Source organism: Synechococcus sp. MIT S9451, from assembly GCF_047304725.1.
GTDB lineage: Bacteria > Cyanobacteriota > Cyanobacteriia > PCC-6307 > Cyanobiaceae > Synechococcus_C.
Map to the genome: position 1 here is coordinate 514,398 of NZ_CP138971.1, position 24,459 is coordinate 538,856.

28 protein-coding genes are annotated in these 24,459 nt (G+C 60.3%); 12 read left to right on the plus strand and 16 right to left on the minus strand.

What is annotated here, in order from left to right:
• Position 1: 1 nt before the first annotated feature.
• The 4 genes from nuoH to SIB72_RS02880 are packed head-to-tail and all read right to left on the minus strand — an operon-like array spanning position 2 to position 4,521.
• Positions 2-1,120 carry an NADH-quinone oxidoreductase subunit NuoH gene (gene nuoH, locus SIB72_RS02865; protein ID WP_170953937.1) on the minus strand — a complete coding sequence of 373 codons (1,119 nt, stop codon included), beginning with the start codon at positions 1,118-1,120 and terminating at the stop codon, positions 2-4.
• Positions 1,121-1,180: 60 nt separating this feature from the next.
• Positions 1,181-2,377: a citrate synthase gene (locus tag SIB72_RS02870; RefSeq protein WP_170953933.1), complete on the minus strand. Its 1,197-nt coding sequence runs from the start codon at positions 2,375-2,377 to the stop codon at positions 1,181-1,183.
• 19 nt (positions 2,378-2,396) lie between these two features.
• Positions 2,397-2,897: a SixA phosphatase family protein gene (locus tag SIB72_RS02875; RefSeq protein ID WP_244281658.1), complete on the minus strand. Its 501-nt coding sequence runs from the start codon at positions 2,895-2,897 to the stop codon at positions 2,397-2,399.
• Complete coding sequence (locus SIB72_RS02880; RefSeq protein WP_413744519.1) at positions 2,875-4,521, minus strand: DUF3352 domain-containing protein; 1,647 nt, start codon at positions 4,519-4,521, stop codon at positions 2,875-2,877. Before SIB72_RS02880 ends, SIB72_RS02875 begins: the two co-directional genes overlap by 23 nt.
• A gap of 75 nt (positions 4,522-4,596) precedes the next feature.
• On the opposite strand from SIB72_RS02880, the gene SIB72_RS02885 reads away from it, so the two are divergent.
• The gene (locus tag SIB72_RS02885) at positions 4,597-4,959 is read left to right on the plus strand and encodes a rhodanese-like domain-containing protein (protein WP_413744520.1); all 363 of its coding nucleotides are present in this window, start codon (positions 4,597-4,599) and stop codon (positions 4,957-4,959) included.
• A gap of 41 nt (positions 4,960-5,000) precedes the next feature.
• On the plus strand, positions 5,001-5,999 hold the full coding sequence (hrcA, locus tag SIB72_RS02890; RefSeq protein WP_413744521.1) for a heat-inducible transcriptional repressor HrcA: 999 nt from the start codon (positions 5,001-5,003) through the stop codon (positions 5,997-5,999).
• An 18-nt stretch (positions 6,000-6,017) separates the two neighbouring features.
• Here the strand turns inward: hrcA and trpB are convergent, their stop codons facing one another.
• Together trpB and SIB72_RS02900 are read right to left on the minus strand one after the other, a co-directional pair.
• Positions 6,018-7,274, minus strand: coding sequence for a tryptophan synthase subunit beta (trpB, locus tag SIB72_RS02895; protein WP_413744522.1), 1,257 nt, complete (start codon positions 7,272-7,274; stop codon positions 6,018-6,020).
• Positions 7,275-7,313: 39 nt separating this feature from the next.
• On the minus strand, positions 7,314-8,273 hold the full coding sequence (locus SIB72_RS02900; protein WP_413744523.1) for a class I SAM-dependent methyltransferase: 960 nt from the start codon (positions 8,271-8,273) through the stop codon (positions 7,314-7,316).
• A 38-nt stretch (positions 8,274-8,311) separates the two neighbouring features.
• On the opposite strand from SIB72_RS02900, the gene SIB72_RS02905 reads away from it, so the two are divergent.
• Positions 8,312-8,638: a translation initiation factor gene (locus tag SIB72_RS02905; protein WP_413744524.1), complete on the plus strand. Its 327-nt coding sequence runs from the start codon at positions 8,312-8,314 to the stop codon at positions 8,636-8,638.
• Positions 8,639-8,713: 75 nt separating this feature from the next.
• Positions 8,714-9,361, plus strand: coding sequence for an adenylyl-sulfate kinase (gene cysC / locus SIB72_RS02910; protein WP_413744525.1), 648 nt, complete (start codon positions 8,714-8,716; stop codon positions 9,359-9,361).
• Here the strand turns inward: cysC and SIB72_RS02915 are convergent.
• Both SIB72_RS02915 and purE read right to left on the minus strand, forming a co-directional pair.
• The gene (locus tag SIB72_RS02915; protein WP_115121219.1) at positions 9,342-10,394 is read right to left on the minus strand and encodes an AI-2E family transporter; all 1,053 of its coding nucleotides are present in this window, start codon (positions 10,392-10,394) and stop codon (positions 9,342-9,344) included. The genes cysC and SIB72_RS02915 overlap by 20 nt on opposite strands.
• A gap of 55 nt (positions 10,395-10,449) precedes the next feature.
• Positions 10,450-10,980, minus strand: a complete 531-nt coding sequence (gene purE, locus SIB72_RS02920) for a 5-(carboxyamino)imidazole ribonucleotide mutase (protein WP_413744526.1) — start codon at positions 10,978-10,980, stop codon at positions 10,450-10,452.
• Between the two features lie 95 nt (positions 10,981-11,075).
• Between purE and SIB72_RS02925 the strand changes: the two genes are divergently transcribed.
• Both SIB72_RS02925 and bchM read left to right on the plus strand, forming a co-directional pair.
• Positions 11,076-12,245 (plus strand): N-acetylglucosamine-6-phosphate deacetylase, encoded by a 1,170-nt coding sequence (locus SIB72_RS02925; RefSeq protein WP_413744527.1) that lies wholly within the window; start codon positions 11,076-11,078, stop codon positions 12,243-12,245.
• Between the two features lie 30 nt (positions 12,246-12,275).
• Complete coding sequence (gene bchM / locus SIB72_RS02930) at positions 12,276-12,989, plus strand: magnesium protoporphyrin IX methyltransferase (RefSeq protein WP_413744528.1); 714 nt, start codon at positions 12,276-12,278, stop codon at positions 12,987-12,989.
• Between the two features lie 28 nt (positions 12,990-13,017).
• On the opposite strand, the gene SIB72_RS02935 is transcribed toward bchM, so the two are convergent.
• Genes SIB72_RS02935 through SIB72_RS02960 form a run of 6 tightly spaced genes read right to left on the minus strand, consistent with a single transcriptional unit; the run spans position 13,018 to position 17,650 of the window.
• A complete protein-coding gene (locus SIB72_RS02935; protein ID WP_413744529.1) occupies positions 13,018-13,512 on the minus strand; it encodes a hypothetical protein in 495 nt (164 codons plus the stop codon).
• The gene (locus SIB72_RS02940) at positions 13,509-14,675 is read right to left on the minus strand and encodes a DUF2157 domain-containing protein (RefSeq protein ID WP_413744530.1); all 1,167 of its coding nucleotides are present in this window, start codon (positions 14,673-14,675) and stop codon (positions 13,509-13,511) included. Before SIB72_RS02940 ends, SIB72_RS02935 begins: the two co-directional genes overlap by 4 nt.
• Positions 14,676-14,688: 13 nt before the next feature.
• Positions 14,689-15,285: a hypothetical protein gene (locus SIB72_RS02945; RefSeq protein WP_413744531.1), complete on the minus strand. Its 597-nt coding sequence runs from the start codon at positions 15,283-15,285 to the stop codon at positions 14,689-14,691.
• A gap of 15 nt (positions 15,286-15,300) precedes the next feature.
• Positions 15,301-16,326, minus strand: coding sequence for a pseudouridine synthase family protein (locus SIB72_RS02950; RefSeq protein WP_413744532.1), 1,026 nt, complete (start codon positions 16,324-16,326; stop codon positions 15,301-15,303).
• Entirely contained in the window at positions 16,326-17,075 is a 750-nt protein-coding gene (locus tag SIB72_RS02955) for a response regulator transcription factor (RefSeq protein ID WP_413744533.1), read from the minus strand. Before SIB72_RS02955 ends, SIB72_RS02950 begins: the two co-directional genes overlap by 1 nt.
• A gap of 41 nt (positions 17,076-17,116) precedes the next feature.
• Complete coding sequence (locus SIB72_RS02960; protein WP_413744534.1) at positions 17,117-17,650, minus strand: hypothetical protein; 534 nt, start codon at positions 17,648-17,650, stop codon at positions 17,117-17,119.
• Positions 17,651-17,653: 3 nt separating this feature from the next.
• Between SIB72_RS02960 and SIB72_RS02965 the strand changes: the two genes are divergently transcribed.
• Together SIB72_RS02965 and SIB72_RS02970 are read left to right on the plus strand one after the other, a co-directional pair.
• Complete coding sequence (locus SIB72_RS02965) at positions 17,654-18,838, plus strand: cysteine desulfurase family protein (protein WP_413744535.1); 1,185 nt, start codon at positions 17,654-17,656, stop codon at positions 18,836-18,838.
• A gap of 58 nt (positions 18,839-18,896) precedes the next feature.
• Entirely contained in the window at positions 18,897-19,643 is a 747-nt protein-coding gene (locus tag SIB72_RS02970) for a hypothetical protein (protein ID WP_413744536.1), read from the plus strand.
• Here the strand turns inward: SIB72_RS02970 and rsmH are convergent.
• Positions 19,636-20,562: a 16S rRNA (cytosine(1402)-N(4))-methyltransferase RsmH gene (gene rsmH, locus SIB72_RS02975; RefSeq protein ID WP_413744537.1), complete on the minus strand. Its 927-nt coding sequence runs from the start codon at positions 20,560-20,562 to the stop codon at positions 19,636-19,638. The two genes, SIB72_RS02970 and rsmH, sit on opposite strands and share 8 nt — an antisense overlap.
• Before the next feature lie 44 nt (positions 20,563-20,606).
• On the opposite strand from rsmH, the gene SIB72_RS02980 reads away from it, so the two are divergent.
• Together SIB72_RS02980 and SIB72_RS02985 are read left to right on the plus strand one after the other, a co-directional pair.
• Positions 20,607-21,791, plus strand: coding sequence for an NAD(P)H-quinone oxidoreductase subunit H (locus SIB72_RS02980; protein ID WP_413744538.1), 1,185 nt, complete (start codon positions 20,607-20,609; stop codon positions 21,789-21,791).
• A 25-nt stretch (positions 21,792-21,816) separates the two neighbouring features.
• Entirely contained in the window at positions 21,817-22,227 is a 411-nt protein-coding gene (locus SIB72_RS02985; protein ID WP_413744539.1) for a DUF2752 domain-containing protein, read from the plus strand.
• Between the two features lie 63 nt (positions 22,228-22,290).
• Here SIB72_RS02985 and SIB72_RS02990 read toward each other — a convergent pair whose 3' ends face one another.
• Positions 22,291-22,974 (minus strand): hypothetical protein, encoded by a 684-nt coding sequence (locus SIB72_RS02990; protein WP_413744540.1) that lies wholly within the window; start codon positions 22,972-22,974, stop codon positions 22,291-22,293.
• Positions 22,975-23,597: 623 nt separating this feature from the next.
• On the opposite strand from SIB72_RS02990, the gene SIB72_RS02995 reads away from it, so the two are divergent.
• Together SIB72_RS02995 and SIB72_RS03000 are read left to right on the plus strand one after the other, a co-directional pair.
• On the plus strand, positions 23,598-23,876 hold the full coding sequence (locus SIB72_RS02995) for a hypothetical protein (protein WP_413744541.1): 279 nt from the start codon (positions 23,598-23,600) through the stop codon (positions 23,874-23,876).
• A gap of 7 nt (positions 23,877-23,883) precedes the next feature.
• Positions 23,884-24,339 carry an acyl-CoA thioesterase gene (locus SIB72_RS03000; RefSeq protein WP_413744542.1) on the plus strand — a complete coding sequence of 152 codons (456 nt, stop codon included), beginning with the start codon at positions 23,884-23,886 and terminating at the stop codon, positions 24,337-24,339.
• Positions 24,340-24,459: the final 120 nt, after the last annotated feature.

Below are 24,459 nucleotides of genomic sequence, written 5' to 3' on the forward strand. Positions count from 1 at the left end.
TTCAACCGCCGAAAGCCACGGGAAAGGCCAATTTCAGTGCAGCTGTGACCAATAGGTTGACCAAGGCAAGCGGGAGAAGGAACTTCCAGCCCAGATTGAGCAGCTGATCGATCCTGACCCGCGGGGTGGTCCAGCGCAACAGGATGGCAAAAAAGACCAGCAGATAAGCCTTGAGCACCGTCATCACGATGCCTACGGTGCCTGTGATCACCTGCACAAGCGGTGCATCCACCGACTGGCCCATCCAGCCTGCCAGCCATTCCACAGGAATCGGGAAGCCCCACCCGCCGAGATAGAGAACCGACACCAACAGGGCAGAAAGCACCAGGTTGATGTAGCTGCCGAGATAGAAGAGGGCGAACTTCATCCCGGCGTACTCGGTCTGATACCCGGCGACCAGCTCTTCCTCTGCTTCCGGAAGATCGAAAGGAAGACGTTCGCATTCAGCCAGAGCACAGATCCAGAAGATCAGAAAGCCCACGGGCTGACGCCAGATATTCCAGCTGAGCAAACCGGCACCGGTCTGCTGGTCGACGATGTCAATCGTGCTGAGGGAATTGCTCATCATCACGACAGCCAGGACAGCCAGAGCGAGGGGGATCTCGTAGCTGATCGACTGGGCCGCAGCCCGCAATCCGCCAAGCAGGGAGTACTTGTTGTTGGAGGCGTAGCCGCTCATCAGCAGGCCAATCGGCTGAATGCTGCTAAGCGAGATCCAGAGGAAGATGCCAACCCCCACATTGCTCACGAGCAGGTTCTGGCCAAAAGGGACGATCAGCCAAGACAAGATGACCGGCACCACCACGAGCACCGGGCCAAGTGTGAACAGCACGCTGTCGGCCCGAGCCGGAATGATGTCCTCTTTCACCAGCAGCTTGAGGCCATCAGCTAGCGGCTGAAGCACCCCAAGGGCACCAGCGTATTCAGGGCCAATGCGCTGCTGAACGGCCGCCGAGATCTTGCGTTCCAGCCAAACCGTGACCAGCACACCCACGACAGCCGCCACAAGCACCAGCAGCATCGGCAGGGGCAGCCAAAGCAGATGAGCGACGTCAGGAGACAGGCCGAGTCCTTGCAATGCCTGGCTGAAACTGAACTCCAGGTCCAAACCGGGGCTCACCAGGGCCGTCATTGTGGTGGCAAGGGAGGTCACCATGTTCAGGGGTGAGATGGAAGCAACTTAGGCGCCCGCAGTCGGGAGGCGGCTTTCAAGCGGTATCCAGCTGCGCTGGGTACTGCCTGTGTAGATCTGCGAGGGACGGAAAATCCTGTTGGCACCGAGCTGTTCCCGCCAATGGGCCAACCAACCTGCCACCCGGGAAATGGCAAACACTGGTGTGAACAGATCGCGGGGGATCCCCAGTTTCCGATAGACGAGTCCGGAATAGAAATCGACATTGGGATAGATGCCCTTCGGTCCAAGCCTGGTTTCGGCAGCAGCCTCCAGGGCGCGGGCGACGTCATAGAGCTCGTCGTGACCGAAGCGCTCAAACATCTCCTCGACCAGAGCCTGAAGAATCACCGCCCGAGGGTCCTTCACCCTGTATTCCCGGTGACCAAAGCCCATCACCTTGCGCTTATTCGCAATCGCGTCATCGAGATAAGCCGCCGCCTGATCAGGAGAGCTGATCTCTTCCAGCATGGCCAGCACATCTTCATTAGCGCCGCCGTGTAGAGGACCGGCCAAGGTCCCGACTGCAGACGCAACCACCGCGTAGGGATCGGTGAGCGTGCTCGCCGTGACTCGAGCACTGAACGTACTGGCATTGAGGCTGTGCTCGGCGTGAAGCATCAGACAGCGATCAAAAATGCGGGCGGCAAACGGATCAGGTTCCCGCTCCGTGAGCATGTAGAGAAAATTGGCGGAATAAGCCAGATCGTCGCGGGGCTGGATCGGATCTTGGCCTTTGCGAATCAGCTGGAACGCAGCCACCATCGTGGGGATCTTGGCGATCAGCCGCACCACCGCCGCATAGATGTATTTGGGGTCGTCAATGGCCCGACGGGAATAGAACAATCCAAGGGATGCTGCGCTCGACTGCAGGGCATCCATGGGGTGACCGGTGGCCGGGAAGCACTTCATCATGTCCCGCACCCGGAAGCTCACCCGCCGGTGCATCTGCACCTCATGCTCGAAGGCCTTGAGCTGGTCAGTGGTGGGCAGCTCACCCCAAATCAGCAAATAAGCCGTTTCCAGAAAGGTGCTCTCGGCGGCGAGTTCCTCCAGCGGATAGCCGCGATAGGACAAACGCCCCTGCTGACCGTCGATGTCACAGATGGACGACTGGGTGGCAGGCACCCCATCCAGCCCGGGGCGGAAAACGATGCCTGTCCGCTCGTGGCGGATCTCCTCAACTGAAGACTGTCCCACCCCCAACCTGCATCGCCAGTGCAACCTAATCGGCGCCGCGCAAGAGCAGCCCTGGCCGCAACAACAGCTCCAAGCGCGCGGTCCCGACGACAGGCAGCTCTGTGCTCGGCCATCGCAGATGGCAGAAGCCCGCTTTGCGCATGCGCAAGAGCCCTGGTGGGGCTGCAAGAAGGGCAGCGGCAAAAGCGCTGAGATCAGGTTCATGGCCGACCAACAGGCATCGCCCCTGGAGCTGGGGGAGCAGGGCGTGATGATCGCCACCCGGCTTGAGAAAGGATGAGCACTCCGGTTCAGGTGCCAAGCCGGCGCGGTAGGCCAGCCACGCCGTTTCCAAGGCCCGAGCGTATGGACTAGAGATCAAGCGATCGGCACGGAGACCCGCCGTCACCAGGTGTGTCAGCACAGCATCGACGCGTTGTCGACCGCGCTGAGTTAGTGAACGGTCGGGGTGATCGCGGCCCGCAAAGCGTTCCACCGCGATCCCATGACGAAGCAGGAAGAGATCAACCCAGGTTGAGCAGGGCACGCAAGCGCAGGGTGTTGCCACCACCAGCCTGATCAGCGAATAACGCCGTGTCATCCGTGGGGTCCGGCCCCACAGCCACGGCCAACCCCTGCACCTGATCCAACAGGGAGCGACCTGCCACGGTCTGCACCAATGTCCAGGGGCGCCAACGCTGCAGCTGTTCACGACTGAGGGGCGCGGCCAGTGCCAGTTGCTGGGGCAGCGGCAGCTGTTGGTCCTCCAACGCCTTCAATTGCTGTAAGCGCTGCTGGAGTGGCTTGTCATCGCGACGCTGCTGCACCGTGTCAAGACTTTCCCCCCACCATTCCTGACGTCCCTCACGGGCAAGGGCCACCGCCAGCTCAGCCTGCAACGACTCCTGACCATGACTGCGTTTGCGCTGTAAACGGGTCCAAACCGTGAGCTGACCACGTTCAGCATCAAGTGACGAAGCGGCCAGGCCTTCTGCGCTCAGGGCGGCATCGACAGCATCAAATCCCGGACGCCCTGCCTCAGTCCCCACCAACCATCCCTGCGGCTGCTGTTCCCACAGCATCGGGCCGTCATTCCGGGCACTAATGGCATCCAGAGCCGGGGACGCCAAGGCCTGGAGCTGTCCCCGTAGCAATGGGCCCAGCCATTGCGCCTGAGGATCGTCGTTGGCCATCTCCAATAGGGCAGAGGGATTGGTGAGCAGCGCTAGGGCATCGGCGCTGCCCCCTGCAAACTCCAAGAGAGCCTCACGAGCTGCGGCTGCGTCAGTGCTGGAGGCCTCTGCCGCCACCACGGGAGACCGGAAACGCAGCATTCCATCCACCGCCAGATCAGCCCCTTGGACACCTAGGGACGCCACCAACCCATCCAAGTCGGAATGGTTCGCCAGCTCAGCAGGCAGGCCCAGCCATGAACCGAGCGCCTGAGGGGATGCCGTGACCAGGGCCACCCCATCGCCAAGCTCGGTTAAGCGACGCTGAAGATCAGCATCACCGAGCTGATGTTGATCGTCGAGTTGGGAGACATCGAGGGCCTGTTCAAGCACGCCTCGACCCGAGGCAAGCAGCAGGAGATCATTGTCGATCAAAGCCGTGGCAAGGGGCTGAGGATCGCGCCCCAGCAAGGCACCACGGCCACTAATCACGCCCATACCGCGGTAACTACTGACCTGCAGATCTGTGCCGGCCAAACTGCGGGTCTGCCAGAAACGCTGCAAAAACCGCCGCGGACCATCTGGATCCCGACTGGAAAGAGCCAGCACCCAGCCCAGGCGTCCATCATCTCCGCCCGAATCGAGCAGGGCGAGACTCACTTCAGGCCCAAGCCAGTCGGACAACTCATCGCTGTACTCCAGCCCGGCCAGAGCAAAAGCCCCATCACGCAGCTGTTGCACAGCCTCACGGGCAGCACGGCGCTGCTTCGAGGGTGCAACGGCCTCTGCATAGGCTGGCAATCGCCCGGGATCCATGAGCCAATGAAGGCTCAGAGCCGCCTGACTCGGCACGAACTGAGCTGCCCGAGGCAGCTCCAGCGGACGCTGGGCTTGGCGCAGAGGACTCTGCCGAGCCATCGTCCACCAAATCCCTGCAGCCGAGGTGAGCAGGAGCAGCACCGAGGCGGCGATAGCGAGAAGAAAAGAGCGGGCCTTCATGGGCCGGCGATCAAGCCAATTGACGACATCTTTGTCCATTCCGGGGCAGATGCCAGGGGGATTCAGAATGAATCGATGATCAACCCCGATGCCGCAGGCCGGCCCAAACCCCTCTCAGCGGTGAATCTTCAACACCTGCTTGAGGACGCAAACCCTCCAAGAATTGTCGATGTCAGAGAAGACCAGGAACTGGCTGTCGCAGCGTTTCCAGGTGATGTCTTGCATCTGCCCCTCAGCGCAGCCGATCGCTGGATGGACGATCTCCTGGACCAATTCAATGGTGACCAAGATGTTGTTGTGGTCTGCCATGCCGGGGTGCGCAGCTGGCAATTCGGCTGCTGGCTACTGGCGCAACGCCCTGACCTAACCGTCTGGAATCTGGAAGGCGGCATTGATGCCTGGAGCCAGCAGGTGGACCCTGGCGTGCCGCGGTACTAAGCGAACACGCCCCGTACGATCGAGGTGGTGACACCAACGTCTTGGAACCCCTGCCCAGCCGACAACAGGAAGTGCTGCGAGCCACGGTGCACCACTATGTCGACACCATTGAACCGGTGGGCAGCCGCACGCTCGTCAAGCGCTTTGGCCTCAAGGCGAGCTCAGCCACGGTGCGCTACGCGATGGGAGCCCTTGAGCAGCGGGGACTGCTCACCCAGCCCCATACCTCCGCAGGCCGCGTGCCCAGCCCTCGCGGCTACCGCCATTACGTGGACTGCCTGCTACCACCGCCGGGAGCAGCCGCTCAACATTTGGAGCAAGAACTGACCCAACTCAGCCTGCGCTGGGCCGCCCTCGACGATCTGCTCCAACAGATGGCCCGGCGCCTCACCGACTTCACAGGCCTGATGAGCCTGATCACCCACCCGACCCGGTTGCAACCGGCTCTCGAAGCACTCCGCTTGGTGCGCAGTGAGGAGCGTCTTCTGGTGATGCTGGTTCAGAACTCAAGCCAGGCAAGCCATCTCAACCTTCGCCTTCCCCACGGAAGTGAGCATCAAATCGAAGCGATCGAGCTGTGGACACGGAGGCAGCTGGAGCACAACGGCAATGGCCAAATCGCTTGGGAATCGCTGCCACTGGAACTGCAGGACTGTGGTCGAGCCCTGCAGGATGCGATCCATAGCCATCAGCAACTGGAGACGCCGCAAGAGTCCAGAAGTGTGTTTCACGGAGTCTCTCGATTGATCGCCGAGCCGGAATTCAGCCAAAGCTCTCGGGTCCGGCCGCTGCTGGAACTGATGGATGAACAACCCACAGCCCTCGCCCCAAGCCACTGTCATCCCTGCGGTGGTGTCTGGATCGGGCAGGAACATCCTCAGACAGCCCTGCACCAGTGTTCTGTGGTGCAGGCTCCCTATCGCAGCGGAGGCGAAGGAATCGGCCAGGTAGCCCTGGTCGGCCCCATGCGCATGGCTTATGCCACTGCTTTGGCAGCCGTGCAGTCAGTAGCCCGGACCCTTGAACGGCTTCTGTCGTAGAGACCAGACGATTGGGGATCAAGCACCCAGCGCATTTCCTAATCGCTCTGCCACTGCGTTCACATCCTTGTCTCCACGACCGGAACAGTTGAGGACAACTTCAGTACCGTCACTGAGGGTGGGACAGAGCTGTTCCAACCAGGCAAAGGCATGGGCCGTTTCGAGGGCGGGGATGATGCCCTCGAGTTGGCTCACAAGCTGCAGAGCTGTCAAAGCCTGCGCATCGGTAACGGCGCCATACTCAGCCCGACCGATCTCACGCAGATAGCTGTGCTCTGGGCCAACGCCGGGGTAATCGAGGCCTGCGCTGATTGAGTGGGCTTCCTGGACCTGACCGTCACCGTCCTGCAAGAGCAGACTCATGGCCCCGTGCAGGACACCGACACGCCCTTCAGTGATCGTGGCCGCATGACGCCCGGTCTCGACACCATCACCGGCCGCTTCTACCCCGATCAGGCGTACAGCCTTGTCCTGCACAAAGGGATGGAATAGGCCCATGGCGTTTGATCCACCGCCAACGCAGGCCACCAGCACGTCCGGCAGACGCCCAAAGGATTCCTGGCACTGTCGCTTGGCCTCCTCACCGATCACAGCGTGGAAGTCGCGCACGAGCATCGGATAGGGATGCGGACCCGCAACCGAGCCGAGAATGTAGTGGGTGGTTTCCACATTCGTTACCCAGTCGCGAATTGCTTCGCTGGTGGCGTCCTTCAGGGTGGCTGTCCCAGCTGTCACAGGTTGCACAGTGGCACCGAGAAGACGCATGCGGAAAACATTCAGCGCCTGACGACGCATGTCTTCGGCGCCCATATACACAACACAGTCCAGACCGAATCGGGCACACACCGTGGCTGTAGCCACACCATGCTGGCCGGCCCCTGTTTCGGCGATGATCCGCTTTTTGCCCATGCGCAGGGCAAGAAGCGCCTGGCCAAGGGCATTGTTGATCTTGTGGGCACCGGTGTGATTGAGGTCCTCACGCTTCAGCCAGATGCGCGGACCACCATCGGCGCGGCGGTAATGGTTGGTGAGGCGCTCGGCTTCATAGAGAGGTGTCTCACGCCCCACATAGCTGCGCAGAAGTCGATCCAACTCAGCAGTGAACGCGGGATCCTTCCAAGCTTTGGCGGCGGCTAGCTCCAGCTCAGCCAAAGCTGGCATCAGGGTTTCCGGCACATACTGGCCGCCATACCGCCCAAATCTGCCCCGATCTGAAGGCCTGGCATTCACGGCCAGATCCGCATCGGTGGGCTGGGAAGGCAGGGTGCTGGTCACAGAACAAACGACCGCACATGCGGACGCTGAAGCGTGGGATCAGCGTAAGCAGGCGATCACACGATGCCGCGGATCACAAGCACTCACCTCGAGGGCATGGAAACCAGCGGCATGGAGGGCAGCCTCCATATCGAGGCCGAAATACTGCTCGATATACGGCTCAGTGCTCTTGAGCAGGGTGGCCACTGGAGCCGGCAGGGCCTGTAAGACCGAGGAGGCTGGATCCTGATCCACCATCACCAGCACGCCACCAGGTCGCAGCAAGCGGGCTGCCTCCTTCAGCACGGCATGGGTTGCCGTCTGGGGAAGTTCATGGCAAACGAACTGCAGGCTGATCAGATCGATACAACCAGCAGCCAACCCGGTGTGTTCAGCCGCCGCATGGCGCCACTCCGCCACGACCCCGTCCACATCACGAACCCTTGCAACGGCGAGCATTTCGGGGGAGAGGTCCAGCCCCACAACCCGTGGCGAAGCCTTCCCAGCCGCAGCAGCACGACCCGCCAGCCAATCAGCCAGTGCCTGGGTGCTGACACCCACCGAACAACCGAGATCAAGCACCTGCTCCAGTCGACCGCTGAGCATGGGTTCCACCGCCTGATGGATCGCATTCCTCAGGCGGGCCTGCGCCTGCCCTGGACTGAGTGTTTCCTCAGGCCAAACCCTCAACGCCATCGCATCCGTGGCCTGCTCAGCCTCTGCCGCGGCCTGCCAGCAGAGATTGCCTTCTTCATAAGCGTGAAACCGCACGCGGTAGTAGTCGGGAGGTGAGAGACCAGGAGTGGTGCTCTGAGCGAGCAGAGGTGTCGCTGCATCCCTGAGTTCCGAACGCCGTCGTCGCCATGGGATGCCATTGCGTTCAGCGGTACGGATAATCAGCTGCCGAGCTTGAAAAAACAGGGGCCTGCGCAAGACACCGATGCTGATCAGCCGCTCGATCCAGCGACCGAGGCCCTGGCTTGAATCAGCCCAATGAGGAGCGGAGACGGGAACGGTCATTGCAGGAACGGCAGGATGGAGGTGATGACAGGAGGGCAATGCCAAAGGGAGGCTGGCAGGAATTCAGCAGCGGCGACAGTCTGCAGCGCCCAAGTGGTCCGGCAACAGATTCGACACCCAAGGCTGAGCAGATCGTGCGGGTGCAACCGACCCGTGGTGGCCGGGGCGGCAAAACTGTGACAGTGATCCGCGGCCTCGAGCTTGATGCGGCCGGATTCAAAGGTCTTCTCAAGAAACTGAAAAGCCGCATCGGCAGCGGCGGCACCGCCAAGGATGGGGTGGTGGAACTGCAGGGGGATCAAGTGGAACTAACCCTGGAGCTGCTGGCCAAAGAGGGATACCGGCCCAAACGGGCAGGAGGTTGAGGCCCAGCACGATGAAGCCGAAAGGCACGTCTGGCATAGCTGAGGGACAATGGCGATCCGAAAAGGCCAGATTCCATGTCCGCAACGCCCACCTACGGCAATCTCACGAACCAGGGAGCCTCCACCAACATCGCCTGGCACCACGCCTCGGTGGATCGGGCAGCCAGGGCCGAACAGAGAGGGCACCGCAGCACCATCCTCTGGTTCACCGGCCTCAGCGGTGCCGGCAAGAGCACCCTCGCGAATGCCGTGAACCAGGCTCTCTTTGAGCGCGGGCTCGCCACATACGTGCTTGATGGCGACAATGTGCGCCATGGCCTCTGCAAGGATCTGGGCTTCTCCGACGCGGACCGCGAGGAGAACATCCGCCGCATCGGCGAGGTGGCCAAGCTGTTTCTCGACGCAGGCGTGATTGTGCTCACCGCCTTCGTGTCCCCTTTCCGCGCCGACCGCGACAAGGCCCGGGCATTGGTGGAAAACGGCGATTTCATCGAGATCTTCTGCTCAGCAGACCTCAGCGTTTGCGAACAACGTGACACCAAGGGGCTTTACGCCAAGGCACGCGCAGGTGAGATCAAGGAATTCACAGGCATTTCAAGCCCCTACGAAGCCCCGGAGAGACCGGAGCTGTCTGTCGATACCGGCGCCAGCGATCTGGAGGCCTGCGTCAACCAGGTGGTCCGTGCCCTGATCGACCAGGGCATTATTCCGTCCCAGGCCTGACCTCGGACTGCCAGGCATCCACAAACGTTTTGGTGCAACTGGCGACGGGTACAGCCAGCAGCAACCCAAGCAAGGAGCCAAAGCCGAACAGATCTCCTGCCCTTGCCCCCACGGGCAGGACGATCAACAGCCAGGCCGGTTGCAGGCCAAGCAGATTGCCCATCAGGTGAGGCTGAATCACCTGATCGACGATCTGGCCAACAGCGATCGCGGCGGCAAGGATCTCTAAACCAGTGCGGGGATCCTGAATGGCCAGCAAGGCACTGACCGCCACGATCATGAGGGCGCTGGCATAAGGGATCAACGTGGTGAAGCCGATCAGCACTGCGAACAGCACCCCATAAGGAATCCCCAAGACGGTGAACACCACGATCTGTCCGAGGCTGAGGATCAGCGCCAGTACCACCTGTCCAGCGAAATAGCCGCGGAATGTTGCCGTGATCGTGGTGACCACAAGCTCCCGCCACGCCTCCGGCAGCCAACGGGCCAGGCCGGCAGTCATCGAATCCCCGCTCAGCAGAAAGAACACAGCCAACACAAGCACAATCACCGTGTTGATCGTTGTGCCGAGCGTCGCTCCGAGGATGGCGAGCAGGCGCTGGCTGAACTGACTGGCAACACGACTGAGGCGGGTGAGCAGATCACTGCTGACATCACCGAAATCACTGGGAAGTCCACGCTGCAGAGACCAGTCCTGCACCCGGTTAATCCAGCCTTCTGCTGCCACAAGCCAGCTGGGCAAGGTATTGATCAGCTGGCCCAGCTGATCAATCAACAAAGGCACAAGGGTGACTGCAGCGAGCACTAATCCCGTGGCGGTGAGCACAGTCACGAACAGGATCGCCAGCCAACGGGGCAGCCCGCTGCGCATCAGCCAGCGCGTTGGAATGTCGAGCAGAAAGGCGATCAGTGCCGCCGTCAAAAAGAGTGCAGGGAAAGGCGCCAGGGGCAGCAGGAGCTGCCGGCACACGTACAGATTGAGCGTGACCAGCGGAAGGGCCAAAGACCAGCGCAGCCAAAAGGGCCAGGGCATGGCAACGGGCGAATTGGCTTCATTGTGCGCAGACGCTCAAGTGCGTGGCTGGGCGTCAGCGATCGATCATGTTCTCGAGATAGACACTCGCCCCAAGCTCCAACAAACGGGCATCCTTCGCCACAACCGTGTCATGGAGACTCTGGCGGTAGGTCTGCAACCGAGTCGTGAGGGCAGGATCGGCGACCGCGAGGATCTGCGCCGCCAGCAGGCCTGCATTGAGACCACCGCCAATCGCCACCGTGGCCACAGGGATACCACCAGGCATCTGCACAATCGAATGGAGGGAATCAACGCCCGAAAGAGCCCGACTCTGGACCGGCACACCGATCACAGGAAGAGTTGTCAGCGAGGCCACCATGCCGGGCAAATGGGCGGCCCCACCAGCTCCAGCCACGATCACCCGAAAACCTTGATCCCTGGCCTGCTGAGCAAAAGCAACCATCTCTAGAGGGGTGCGATGGGCCGAAAGCACCCGCACCTCCACCGAAACATCCAAGTCTTCGAGAGCCTTCACCGCCGGATGCAGGCTGGGCAAGTCGGAATCACTGCCCATGATCACCGCAACCCGGGGCTGATCAGACATCGCTTGTGAGGGGAATGAGGTCACGGTTCTGACAGGGCGAGTGCGAACTGGCGAGACTGTCATCGTCCCGCACGGACACGTTCCGGTCACCTGCCATGCGACGGATCACCAACGTCCGCCTGCCCCGACGTCCTGACGCTACAGATCCTGCATCGCCGGAATTCTGGTCAATCGAGGTGGATCATCGCCAACGCATTCACGCACTGACGCCGATGCAGCCCAGTGCGGCCATGGCCGGCGAAGACTGGCAGGGCGACTGGCTCAGCCCCATGGGCGTGGACCTGCAGATCAACGGCGGCCTGGGCCTGGCCTTCCCTGAACTCCAGGAGGCTGATCTCCCCCGCCTCCTGAAGCTGCTGGATCAGCTCTGGCAAGACGGAGTGGAAGCGATCAGCCCCACGCTCGTCACCTGCGCGGTGGAACCTCTACGCCGATCCCTGGCAGTCCTGCAGGCTGCCAGGACGGACAAGCAACCCCAACGCTGTCATCTGCTCGGGGCCCATCTCGAGGGGCCGTTCCTTGCAGAAGCACGGCGGGGCGCCCACCCCAGAGAGCATCTCTGCGCCCCAAGCCTTGAAGCACTGGACGCACGCATTGGAGGCTTCGAGGCGGAGATTGCCTTGATGACTCTCGCCCCGGAGCTGGAGGGGGCAGCAGCCGTGATCAGCCGGCTGCGGGATCTCAACATCTGCGTCGCACTAGGACATACCAACGCCTCGGCCGAGCAGGCAATCACTGGCTTTGACCATGGCGTGACGATGCTCACGCATAGCTTCAATGCCATGCCCGGGCTGCATCACAGGGGCCCCGGCCCTATCGCGGAAGCCTGTCGCCAAGGGGACATTGCCATGGGGCTGATCGCCGATGGCGTCCATGTGCATCCCACCATGGCGGTACTGCTCCAGCAACTCGCGGGGGATCAACTGGTCTTAGTCAGTGACGCCCTAGCGCCCTATGGCCTTGCAGATGGTCGCCATCGCTGGGACGAACGGGTGCTTCTGGTGGACAAAGGAACCTGCCGACTGGAAGACGGCACCCTGGCAGGGGTCACCCTGCCATTGCTGGACGGCGCCATTCGTCTGGCCTCGTGGGGGGACAGGCCTGAAGCGTCGATCTGGGCCGCCACCTTGGCACCGCGAGAAGTGCTGGAAGCGAACGCCGCCGCGAAACTCGAGACCCTTCTGGTGGGCCAAAGCCTCCAAGACCTGCTGCGCTGGCGCTGGGGGAACAGCGACCATCAGCTCAGCTGGCGGCACGCTGCTTAGGATCCCCGCGATCCGCCCCCTCGACCGCCCATGGCTCCCGAGCAGCTGCTGAACAACAAGCAGACCGAAAAGCAGGAGGTGAAGGGCTATTTCGAAACCACTGGCTTCGATCGCTGGAACCGCATCTACAGCGACAGCGACGATGTGAACAAGGTGCAGCGCAACATCCGCATCGGCCACCAGAAAACCGTGGATGAAGTCCTCGACTGGATCAACACCAGCAACGAACTCACCAACGTGAGCTTCTGCGATGCCGGCTGCGGTGTGGGCAGCCTCAGCCTGCCCCTGGCCGCGATGGGCGCAGGCTCAATCCAGGCCAGCGACATCTCGGACGCGATGGCAAAGGAAGCCGAGCGCCGCGCCCGTGACGCCGGACTCAACATGGCCAAGCTCAACTTCAGCGCATCCGATCTGGAAAGCATCCGCGGCTCTTTCCACACCGTTTGCTGCCTCGACGTGTTCATCCATTACCCCCAGCCCGCAGCTGAAGAGATGGTGAAACACCTCTGCAGCCTCACCGAAGAGCGCCTGATCGTGAGCTTCGCCCCTTACACCCCTCTGCTGGCACTGCTCAAGGGAATTGGCCAACTGTTTCCCGGCCCCAGCAAAACCACCCGGGCGTACACCCTCAAGGAAGCCGGCATCGTCAAAGCCGCTGAAGCCTGTGGCTTCAAGCTGGTGCGCCGCAGCCTGAACCAGGCCCCCTTCTACTTCTCCCGCCTGATCGAGTTCCGCAAGGCCTGAGGTTGACGCCGCCCTACGGCTGATTAGCTCAACGCAGGCTCAGGGGGCGCAAGCGTCCTTGCCGCAGCACACCGAGCTGAATCGGCCGCGGCGCCCCGCTCCGCGGCAACGTCACCTCAACCCAGAGGGGATCCGTGGGCGAACGACGCGACGGATCGTTGACGTCGGGAGGGATGAACAGGGCTAGGGGCTCGGTCAACTCCACCAGGGCTTGGCCGTCCCGACGAATCAACTCACCGGCATAGCGCTCACCGTCTCCATCGTTCTGAGCCACCAGCCGGTCACCTTGCGCCTGAAGAATGACAGACTGGGTCGTGGATTCAGACGTCTCGGCGCCCGACAGCGGCACGAGCAAACGCAGGCTGACGTAACGCCCACGAATGGGGAGGTTGGGATCCACCGGTTGCGTCAGCGTCCAGAGCCGTGGTGAGGTGAGGCGCTCCACCCAGAAGCTCAAGCCAACCAGCAGCAACAGTCCGGCTTGGAACAGCGCCAGAAACACACCAGCACGCCGCATTGTCATTGCAGGGTCTCCTTCTGAACAGGCAAAAGCGAGCGACGCAAACGATTCAAGCCCCAGCCCCCAGCCAGAAAGAGCAAACCCAAACCGAGCAAGCTCAACGAGCGCTCCAAGCGCCCCATCACTTCAGCGATGTAAAACCCCATCAAGGTGATGGCAAACAGGGCGGTGCCGAAATTGATTCGTTCAGCACGGGCCTCCGCCGTCCCCCAAGCCATCAGACCGATGGCACCAAGCCCCCACCACAGAAAGCTGAGCACTGTGAGCTCCTGACCTTGCAGCTGCAGGTCCACCAGAATCCAGACCAATGCCACGGCCAACGGCCAGGCCCGATGGCGGCGCAACAGCCAGGCCAGCAGCATGGGCAGCCCCAGCAAGAGCCCCCAGGCCAGCAGCATGGGCCAGGTCGACGGCAGCGGGATTGGTGGTTGAGAGGACGCCGCCAGCGCCAACACAATCAACCCGGGTGGCAACAAGAGCCCGCCGACCCAGAGCAACACGCGCTGGGCAGGGCCAGCGACAGGGCGCATCGGCGCCGAGAAATAGGTGAGGGCCAACAAGACACTGCTCACGACCCAGGGGAGCCCGGCCCAGGAACTGAACTCCGGGTCGAACCTCTCCAGCTCCAGAGCCAGCAGCGCCCCCAGCCAGCCGGGCAGCAGCAAACTCAGCAGCACCAGCTGCGGCCCCTGACGCAGCAGCCACCAGCCGGCCGCCGCCGCCAATGACCAGAGCAGGAGTCCCCAACGGAGCGACCAATTGACCTCGAGGTTGAAAATCTGGGCACAAAGGAACACCCCAGCCCCCAGGCTGATCGTTCCAACCGCATGCAGCCCCTTCGACATCACAGGCAGACGCTGCGCAAACCAGTGGCCACCGAGATGCATCGCCACAGTGCACAACCAAAGCAATCCAAACCGGCTGAGCGGTGAGAGCTGATCCCAATGGGCAGCGACAAACAACAGCACACCAGCCGCAAGCAGCAGCGAGCCCACCAGCACCAACAGCCGCACTGGCCAGGTCAGCGCAGGCTGAGCCCTTGCCGGTTGCCCTTGCAGACGCTCCTGTTCCCAGGCCACGATCGATGCCGCCGCAGCGTCATCAATCAGACCTGCGTCTCGCCAACGTTGAAGGTGAAGGTCCCAGGCCGGGACGGAATCAGACAAAGGCTCCACGGGATCAACTCTTCAAGGTCACCTGGGGGAAGAGACGAACCGCCAGCAGCGGTGGATCGCCAACCTTCAGTTGCGCTGAACCAAGCAAACCTGCGAATTGCCCACCTTGTCCCTGCACAGACAATGCATGTGACCCAGGGAAGAGCGTTTGCATGCCAAACGTTTGAGACCCGCTGCGGGCCAGCAAAGAGCGCTCCCCATCCGTGATCTGGATGGTGCCCATGGCCATCAGACGCAAATTGCCGTCCGGCAGCATCACCGTTCCCTGCAGATCCGTCAGGAACTGCGAGTGACCCTTACCAACCTCGCGACGCTCAACGATCTGCTCAGCGCCGTAGAAACTGCCTGTGGGATTGGTGCAGGACGGCGTGCCTCCCTCCGGCACCGGAGACACCCTGACCACATAAGTGATCCGGTCTCCCACGCTCACGACAGCGTCGTTGTTCTGATCAAAAAACTGGCCGCTTTTGATGCTGCAGAACGCCAGTTGCAACGCCTTCGACGCTTGCGGTTGCCGATCACGCTTGGTGTTTGGCATCAGTCCGCATCCAGCGATGAACAGCAGGACAGCAGCAGCGGAACCAGCAACGGGAACTCGCACAGAAAAGATCAGCCGTTACCGCCCATGCTGGCAACGGTGTCGTGAAGGCTGGGTTAAATCAGCGGTGAGGAATGGAGCAGGCAACGGCGCCTCAAAGGCCAAAACATCTAAAACGTTGATCGGCAGCTTCTCCAGGCGCCAGGCATGCAGCTGATAGCCCCCATCGCCGGGAGTCGCAGAGGGGGCCAGGTGACGGCCCTGGAGGTACAGCGGATCGCCCAGCAGGGGGCTGCCCAGCTGGGCCAGATGAATGCGGATCTGATGGGGGCGACCGGTGGTGATCGCCACCTGAAGCCGATCGCCCTGCTCGCCTCGCTCCAACAAGGTCAGCTCGGAATGGGCGGTGAGTCGCCGTCGCACACTGGTCGCGGCGCCCCGAGCGTCATCAGGCGGCTCTGGCCCCCAGACCCAACCCAGCAGCGGGTGGGGGCGTTCCACCACATCAGTGCAGACCTGTAAAGGCACCTCAAGATCCAGCCCCTCCACCCGCTGGCTCCAGGCTTGATACAGCTTGCGGCACCCTCCCTGCGGCCGGAAATGGGCGGAAAGAGCAGCGCGAGTCTCCGGCCGGCGCGCGCACACCTGAAGACCCGAGGTAAATCGACCGAGCCGGTGCACGGGCTTGGGAACCAGAGACTCCCCTCGCTCCCGACTGCGCTGCTCCAGCAGGGCCGTGAGGGTGTGGAGCAGGAATCCTCCACCGGGCATCACCGGCAGACCCGACGGCTTATTGATCACCAGCAGATCACCGTCATCGTGGATCGTCTCCCACTGATCAGGCACCGCCTCTTCCCGCCAAGGCGGACGCTGCCAGCGAATCTGGTCACCGATGGCCACCGCAGCATCGATAAGCAACGGCTCGCCATTGCAGGAGAGCTGCCCGGCCTGCAATCTCTGAGCCCAGAGCGAGGCCGACGAATGGCGATGGCGGGATGCCATCACCTCACTGACGCGATGGCCTAGCTCATCAGCTACAACCTGGTCGCAATAGGTCCATCCTTGATTGAACGCAGCCGGTCGCCATCCCGACGGCACCGCCATCAATCCACCAAACGGTGCTGGAGGGCAAAGCGCACCAATTCAGTACGACTGGACGTGCCGGTCTTAATGAACAGGCGGCTCACGTACTTCTCAACATTGCGAATCGAAGTTTCCAGTTGGCGCGCGATTTCTTTATTCATGAGACCCTCGGCGACCAGTTGAAGCACGCTTGCTTCTCGGGGGGTGAAACTGAGCTGTGGCGTATCAGCAGCAGCGGCGGCTTCAGCTGAACCCGAGAGCATCGAACGGATCTCGTTGATCTGCCGAGCCATCTGTCCAACGTCGGCATCGGCAAAGCGAGCCGCCTCTGTCAGCAAGCGATCCTGCCGGCTCACCACGTTGCGCACGCGGGCCACCAATTCATCCGGATCGAACGGCTTCGGGATGTAGTCATCCACGCCAGCCACATAACCCTGGGTGCGGTCGGCGGTCATGCCCTTAGCGGTTAGGAAGATCACCGGGGTCCCCCCGAGGCGTTCGTCGCCACGCATCTTCTCGAGCAAACCGTAGCCGTCGCAGCGGGGCATCATCACGTCGCTGATCACGAGATCCGGCATCAGCTGCTGTGCCTTCTCCCAGCCGTCAAGGCCGTCCACTGCCGTGGTCACCTGAAAGCCTTCGTCCTCGAGATAGGCCTGCACCGCCGTGCGTAGCCCGGGTTCATCATCCACCAACAACAGCCTTGGGGCCGGACGAGAGGACGCTTCAATCGACTGGGGATCTGCATCCCCGGGAGGGGTGGAAGTCATGGCCCTGACAGGTTCTGAACGGAATCTAGGGGTGTTATCTCTTAGGGGAGACGCAGTGTCTCGATCGATTCCACAAGAAGAGTGGAATAGCCAAGCCCCCGTGCTGTATCTGTGAGGGTGGATGGATCAATTCCAGCCTGATCGGGCTGGCAGGCCGCCCACCACACAAGATGATCCTCTCGGTTCGCTGTGGTGACCAATCCACCAGGATTCAGACGACGCACATAGATGGCCTCGGCATCACGGGTGACCCGCAACGGGCCCTTGGTGCTGCAGTTCACCGACTCTGTGGGCACCACGAGATCGTTGGCAAATTCCTGCCAAAGCTTGTAGCGACGAAGATCAGGATCAGTCGCGTCCAAGGAAATCGAAAAGATGCCAAGTGTGTAAGTGCCACCGTCGATCGTCCTGGTCTCCAGGATCGTCATCTCCTGCGGACGCATGCGTTTCATCTTTTCGAGCAATTCATCCCGTTCGATCGCACCGGCGGATTGGCCGATCCAGCCACAACCAACCAGAAGGATCAGACTGAGCGTTCGTTGAACGGCGCGCATCGCATCGGGAGCTGAGGTCACACCATGCTGCCAAGCCCTCCTCAACGCAACGCCAGGGACGAGAAACCTGTGGCGCTGGACTTTCAAGCCACGACACCCTGCGCTCCTGAGGTGGTTGAAGCGATGGAGCCCTGGTGGCAGATCCAATGGGGCAACCCCTCGAGCCGTCAGCATCGGCTTGGGCTGACGGCAGCCGCCGGGGTCAGTGATGCCCGAGACCGCCTCGCTGCCTGCCTGAACGTGGATCCAGAGCAGATGATCTTTACGAGCGGTGCCACGGAGGCCAACAATCTGGCCCTCCTGGGCCATGCCCGGGCGATGGCGGAGCAAGCGGGCCGCCCTGGCCACCTGATCAGCGTCTGCACCGAACACCATGCTGTGCTTGATCCCCTGCAGCAGCTGAAGAGGGAGGGCTTCCGCCTCACACTCCTCACAACGGGAGTAGACGGCTTGGTCACCCCCTGCCAAGTGGAAGACGCCTTGCAGCCCGACACGATGCTGGTGAGTGTGATGGCCGCCAACAATGAGATCGGCGTGATTCAACCTCTGGAGCAGCTGGCAGACGTCTGTCATGCACAGGGCGCCCGGCTACACAGCGACGCCGCCCAGGCCTTCGGCAACATGCCTTTTCACCCCAAGCGCCTTGGCGTGGACCTCGCCAGCATCAGCGGCCACAAGCTCTACGGCCCGAAGGGCATCGGCGCCCTTGTCGTCGGCGAAGGGATCAAACTGCAGCCCCTGCAGTTCGGAGGCGGACAGGAGCGTGGTTTGCGGCCGGGAACGTTACCGGTGCCTCTGATCGTGGGCCTGGCCCGCGCAGCAGAGCTCGCCCTTGAGGATCTCGATGCCCGCAGCCTCCGGATGGTGGAACTGCGCAACCAGCTTTGGCGCGGCCTGCAGGAGCAGGTCGAAGGCGTGCAGCTCAACGGTGCACTCGAACATCGACTGCCCCACAACCTCAACATCCACGTGGCGGGAATCAACGGCAATCGCCTACAGCAAGCCCTACGAGGCAGGCTGCACTGCAGCAGCGGATCCGCCTGCAGCGCCGGCAGCCCCTCGCATGTGCTGCAAGCTCTTGGCCTCAGCCGAGAGGAGGCGAATGCCTCTCTGCGACTGAGCCTGGGCAGGATGACCGAGAAGGAAGACATCAACCGCGCGATTCAAGCGATCAGTGACGTGGTGAGCGGTTTGCGGCAGGGACACTGAAAACAACCGTTCAAATCGCTACGTTCCGGCGAGAGTCCTTTTCCTCAACACCCTGGTCATGACCGATTCAAGCGGCAGCCCCAGACTGCAGGTGATGAGAGCCGTCGAAGACGGCTGGAACGCCTTCACGAAGTCACCCTGGCCCTTCGTGTTGTTTGTCCTCCTTTTTTGGGTCCTATCGGCCCTCTTCCAGGCCATCGCCAATGTGGTCGTGGTTTTCGCCGGAAACACCTCCACCACTGTTCAAATCATTGGCTTAGTCGTGTCTTGGCTGGGCAGCACGATCATTAGCCTCTGGGGTGTGACCGGGTTGATCCGAGGTGCATGGAAAGCCCTTGATGGCGAGAAGCCCAATTTCTCAGAGTTAATCCGCTTAGACGGAGGAGCCGCCGGTCGACTGTTCATTAACCAGCTGGTGCTGGCGCTCATTCTCGGCATCATCGTCTCGCTCAGCCTTGTGATCAGTGGCCAAGTCGCTCAGCTCAATGAGGCCCTGGTCTTCATCCCCGCCATTACAGCCGCCGTCGTCTTCATCTATCTGGCGGTGAACCAGAAGTTTCTGCCCTGGATCGCCCTGATCCAGGACGGCAATCCCTTCGACACGATCCAAAGCGGACGTTCCGGCGTGGATCCTTCTTGGTGGTCGGTGGTGCTGCTTCTGATCATTGAGGCCTTGATCCTGCTCGTCGGCCTGCTTCTCTGTTGCGTCGGCCTGTTGGCAGCATTCCCAGTGGTGATCTGCATCTCCACAGCCGCCTACCGACAGATCTTCGGAAGTGAGGACAGCACGGGATTCCTCAGCTGATCTTCGACAGGGGCAGGCGACGGGCGAGCCGCAGTTTGGCGCTGCGGCTTCGCGGATTGGTGTCCTGTTCCTGCTCATCAGCAGTCAATGGCTTACGGGTGATCCGCTCGAGGCGTTCATCCTGCAAAAAGGCTGTTTTCACCCGTCGGTCCTCCAACGAATGGAAGCTGATGATCGCCAGCACTCCACTGGGCTGAAGCCAATCGGGTGCCTGCTGAAGCAAACGATCGAGCACCCCAAGCTCATCGTTCACGGCAATACGCAGGGCCTGAAAAGTACGTGTCGCCGGATGGATCCGTCCTCGGCGAGCCTTGGGCGGATAACACCCCGCCACCGCGTAAGCCAGAGCTGCGGTGCCTGCGTACGCACCATGCGTAGCCAAATCGTTCTTGATACGACGGGCGATCCGCCGTGACAAACGCTCCTCCCCATAGGCGTAGATCAGATCCGCCAAGGCGGCTTCCTCGAGTCGCTCGATTAATTCAGCCGCGGTTTCAGTGTTTGCCTCTGGATTCATGCGCATGTCGAGCGGGCCATCGAGTCGGAAGCTGAAGCCCCTGGCCGCCACATCCAACTGCGGACTACTCACCCCCAGATCCGCCAACACCAGATCCACAGGTTGTTCAGGCCGGAAATCAGCGAAATTGGTCGCCACAACAATGGCCCGCTCTCCATAGGGCCGCAGGCGTTCCGACGCAGCAGACCGGGCTGTGGCGTCCTGATCGAGGCCGATCAGTTGCAACCCCGGGTAACGATCCAGCAGCAGAGAGCTGTGGCCAGCGCCCCCCAGGGTTGCGTCAATCAACAGACCGTTCTGCCAGGGAGCATCAGCACTGGCGGCTAATGCCTGCAGCAGCGGAGCCGCCAACACCGGCACATGAACGAACCCATCTTCAGGGAGCTGTGACTGATCGGGCATGGGTCCTTCCTAATATCTCGATGCGTTCGCATTGCCACGGCCCCATGACGCAGCTGGAAACGCGCACGGAGCCGATGGTGGTCAACTTCGGCCCCCATCACCCCTCCATGCACGGGGTATTGAGGCTGGTGGTGACCCTCGACGGCGAAGACGTGGTGGATTGCGAGCCAGTGATCGGCTATCTCCACCGCGGCATGGAGAAGATCGCCGAGAACCGCACGAACGTGATGTTCGTGCCCTATGTGAGCCGCATGGACTATGCGGCGGGCATGTTCTACGAGGCGATCGTGGTCAATGCCCCGGAACGCCTGGCGGACATTCCGGTGCCGAAACGGGCGAGCTACATCCGGGTGCTGATGCTTGAGCTGAACCGCATCGCCAACCATCTGCTCTGGTTGGGTCCCTTCTTGGCAGATGTGGGTGCTCAGACCCCCTTCTTCTACATCTTCCGCGAGCGGGAGATGATTTATGACCTCTGGGAAGCAGCGACAGGCCAGCGCCTGATCAACAACAACTACTTCCGAATTGGCGGTGTTGCTGCAGATCTGCCTTTTGGCTGGCTGGAAAAGTGCCGCGATTTCTGCGACTGGTTCGGCCCGAAGATTGATGAATACGAAAAGCTGATCACAAACAATCCGATCTTTCGGCGCCGCATCGAAGGCTTGGGGGTGATTAGCCGCGATGAGGCAATCAACTGGAGCCTGTCCGGCCCCATGCTGCGAGCATCAGGCGTGCCCTGGGACCTTCGCAAAGTTGATCACTACGAGTGCTACGACGACTTTGACTGGAAGGTCGTCTCAGAGAAAGAAGGTGATTGTTTCGCCCGCTACCGCGTTCGGATCGAGGAGATGCGCCAGTCTCTGAGCATCCTGAGGCAGGCCTGCGAAATGATCCCCGGAGGCCCAACCGAAAACCTCGAAGCCAAGCGAATGGCCGAAGGTAAAAAGAGCGAATTCGCTGGATTCGATTACCAGTATGTGGCCAAGAAGGTTGCTCCAACCTTCAAGATTCCCAATGGTGAGCTCTACACAAGACTGGAATCTGGCAAGGGCGAAATCGGTGTCTTCATCCAGGGCAACAACGATGTCACCCCCTGGCGTTTCAAGATCCGCGCTGCCGACAGCAATAACCTGCAGATCCTTCCCCACATCCTCAAAGGCCACAAGGTGGCCGACATCATGGCGATCCTGGGCTCGATCGACGTGATCATGGGATCCGTGGATCGCTAACGATCTAGCCGGACGAGAACGCTGAATGAATATATTCCTGCGCAGACTCCAGCATGCCGGCCACCTGATTCCTTCCGCGTTGACGGGTTATCTCTGGTTGAAGGGTTGGCAGCCTCATCTGCCCGGCTGGGGATGCCCTTTCCGTGCCTTAACAGGCATCCCCTGTCCAGGCTGTTTCCTGACGCGAGCCACCTCTGCGGCCTTGACTGGACAACTCGATCGCTCAATCGAATTACACCTGTTTGGGCCCATTGCAGCAGCAACACTTGTGATCTGGAGCGTTGCATCGATCCGAACCAACAGGCTGATACCCAAACAACTATCCTTCGCCGCACTAGCCATAGCGGCATCAGCACTGTTCAGCTACTGGATGCTGCGGATCCTCTTCAGCTATGCCCTTCACCTCAAGGGCTTTCCCGGATTCCCAAGCCCATAAAAAAACCGCCCTACACAAAAGGGCGGCGATAAAATGATCAAACTCTGATTAGGATTTCACTCTTCAGACAGATGAAGAGGCACTAACCAGACCAGAACGTGAAACGTAGAGCTGGATAAAGAAAGTCACTACTGGCACATACACAATCAGGCCAACAATGCAGAAGCCGCAAGTCACAAAAGCAAGCAGGAAGGCCATTAATTGAATACCCACCAAAGCCCAACCTTTATCAGAACCGTAGACGGACGCAAAGGAGGAAGTGAAACAATCCCAAACGCCCTGATCAGTCGTAAACACCTTGTTCACGTAGACCGGCATCGACGCAAAGATGATCAACCCCGGAAGCACGCAAGCGAAAATCCCTATAGTTGATGCAACTGTAAACAGAACACCCGCTATGACATAGCGCCCAAGCCGAGACATCAAGACCGAATAAACATCGGAGAAGCCAACCACTTCACCACGCTGATAATAAAGAGCAGGAATCGCGGTGAACATCACACCAATCAGACTCTGCAGGATCCAGAAAGGAACATTACTGACCTGACTAAGAATCATTCCTATTCCGGCTCCGGCGCCTGAGCCGTCATCAATAGCTGCAAACCCAAAGAAAATAACGTAATAAACAATCAGCCCAATAATTCCTACAACAACCGAAGCCAACCAGGTCAGAAGAAGCGTCGGGACATGGGCAATCGTGTCCTTCCAAGCATCTCGCAGGGTGGAGCTGGCGCTAAACGAGGTCACAAGTCAAGGTCAATTACTGCAAATACTATCTTTTAGCTACAGGCCTTGCCACCTGGTAAGCAAATTCCGTAACAACACAACCTTAACGTCACCCAAACAATGTGCGACTTGACCTCACTCGGCAAAACACATCAAACAAAGCCGAGAGCAAGGTCACACTCATGAGCCTCAAGATACGCTCTGCTGATAGCAATTACCCGAAGATCTGCCCTTATTCTCACCATTAATGGTCACAAGGCAGCCGACATCATGATGCTCTTTGCTGGACTCGTTGATCACGAGCCTGCGGCAAGCAGAACGCCAATAACGATCAAAGAACAAGGCCTGCATAAAACAAGGAGCCGACCAACTATTGATCACGCGCACTAAGCCATCAGGTCAATCCACCACTCGAACACCACACAGAGCACAGTCACGTCAAGACTGCTTGATCGGCCGCCAGGGTTCGGATGAACATTGGAGTGAAGAAACATTCAGGCATATTTTCTAATCAGCCTTCCCCACAGAAGCGCAAAGCCCAAGGGAGGCATCGACGAAGACGACACAAGTCGATCTTGACACTTTTTAGAAGGAATAGGCTCAACTCAGTCTTATACTATTTAGACGTCTAGAGCATTGAACCAATGAGCGTGATTCCCATTACGATCTTGATTGGAGTTTTATGCTTGGATTTAGCCAATGCACTGATCGGCATGCTGACCAATTTCGAGCTTTTACCAGAACTCGGAAAATGGACAAACATTGCCTGTGCAGCCCTTAGCTTAATAGCAACACTGATGTCCTTTGTACTACTTTTAACCAAAAAATACTCATCGATTTTAATGGGCTTTATGGTGACCATGCTCAGCGCTCTATCCTTCGCCGTCTTCACAGCATGGACAGCAAGCTGGTTTGTGAACTGAGACTTGTATGAACCAAGCCAGTTGGCTCGAGCTTGAACGCCACGTGCGCTTTGGTGACACTGATGCGGCAGGCGTCATGCATTTCCATCAGCTCCTGCGCTGGTGCCATGAAGCCTGGGAGGAAAGCCTGGAACGCTACGGAGTAGCAGCCGCCGTGGTGTTTCCAGGCTGCCGCGATCAGGAACACAGGCCTCAAATCGCCCTACCCGTGATTCATTGCGAAGCCGACTTTGTGCGACCCGTGCATGGAGGAGATCAGCTTTGCCTCACCCTGCAACCAGAACGAATCAACCCAGGCTGCTTTGAGGTCAAGACAGCCTTCACTGTTCTTGGTGACAAGGTAGGCAATGGGCTTATCCGCCATCTTGCAATCGACACAAGTTCTCGACAGAGGTGTCCTCTGCCGGAGCCCATTGATCGATGGCTGGAAGCCTCCAGCATGGGACAGATCAGCAGTGTCTAATCCCAGCCCGCATTTGATGATTGCTGTGAGCGGTGCCAAGCCCAGAACAGAGCAGCGCACTGCAGAGGAAGCATGCAGCCCATCACCACAAGCAGGTGAAAGCCGTCATGTGTGTGCTCT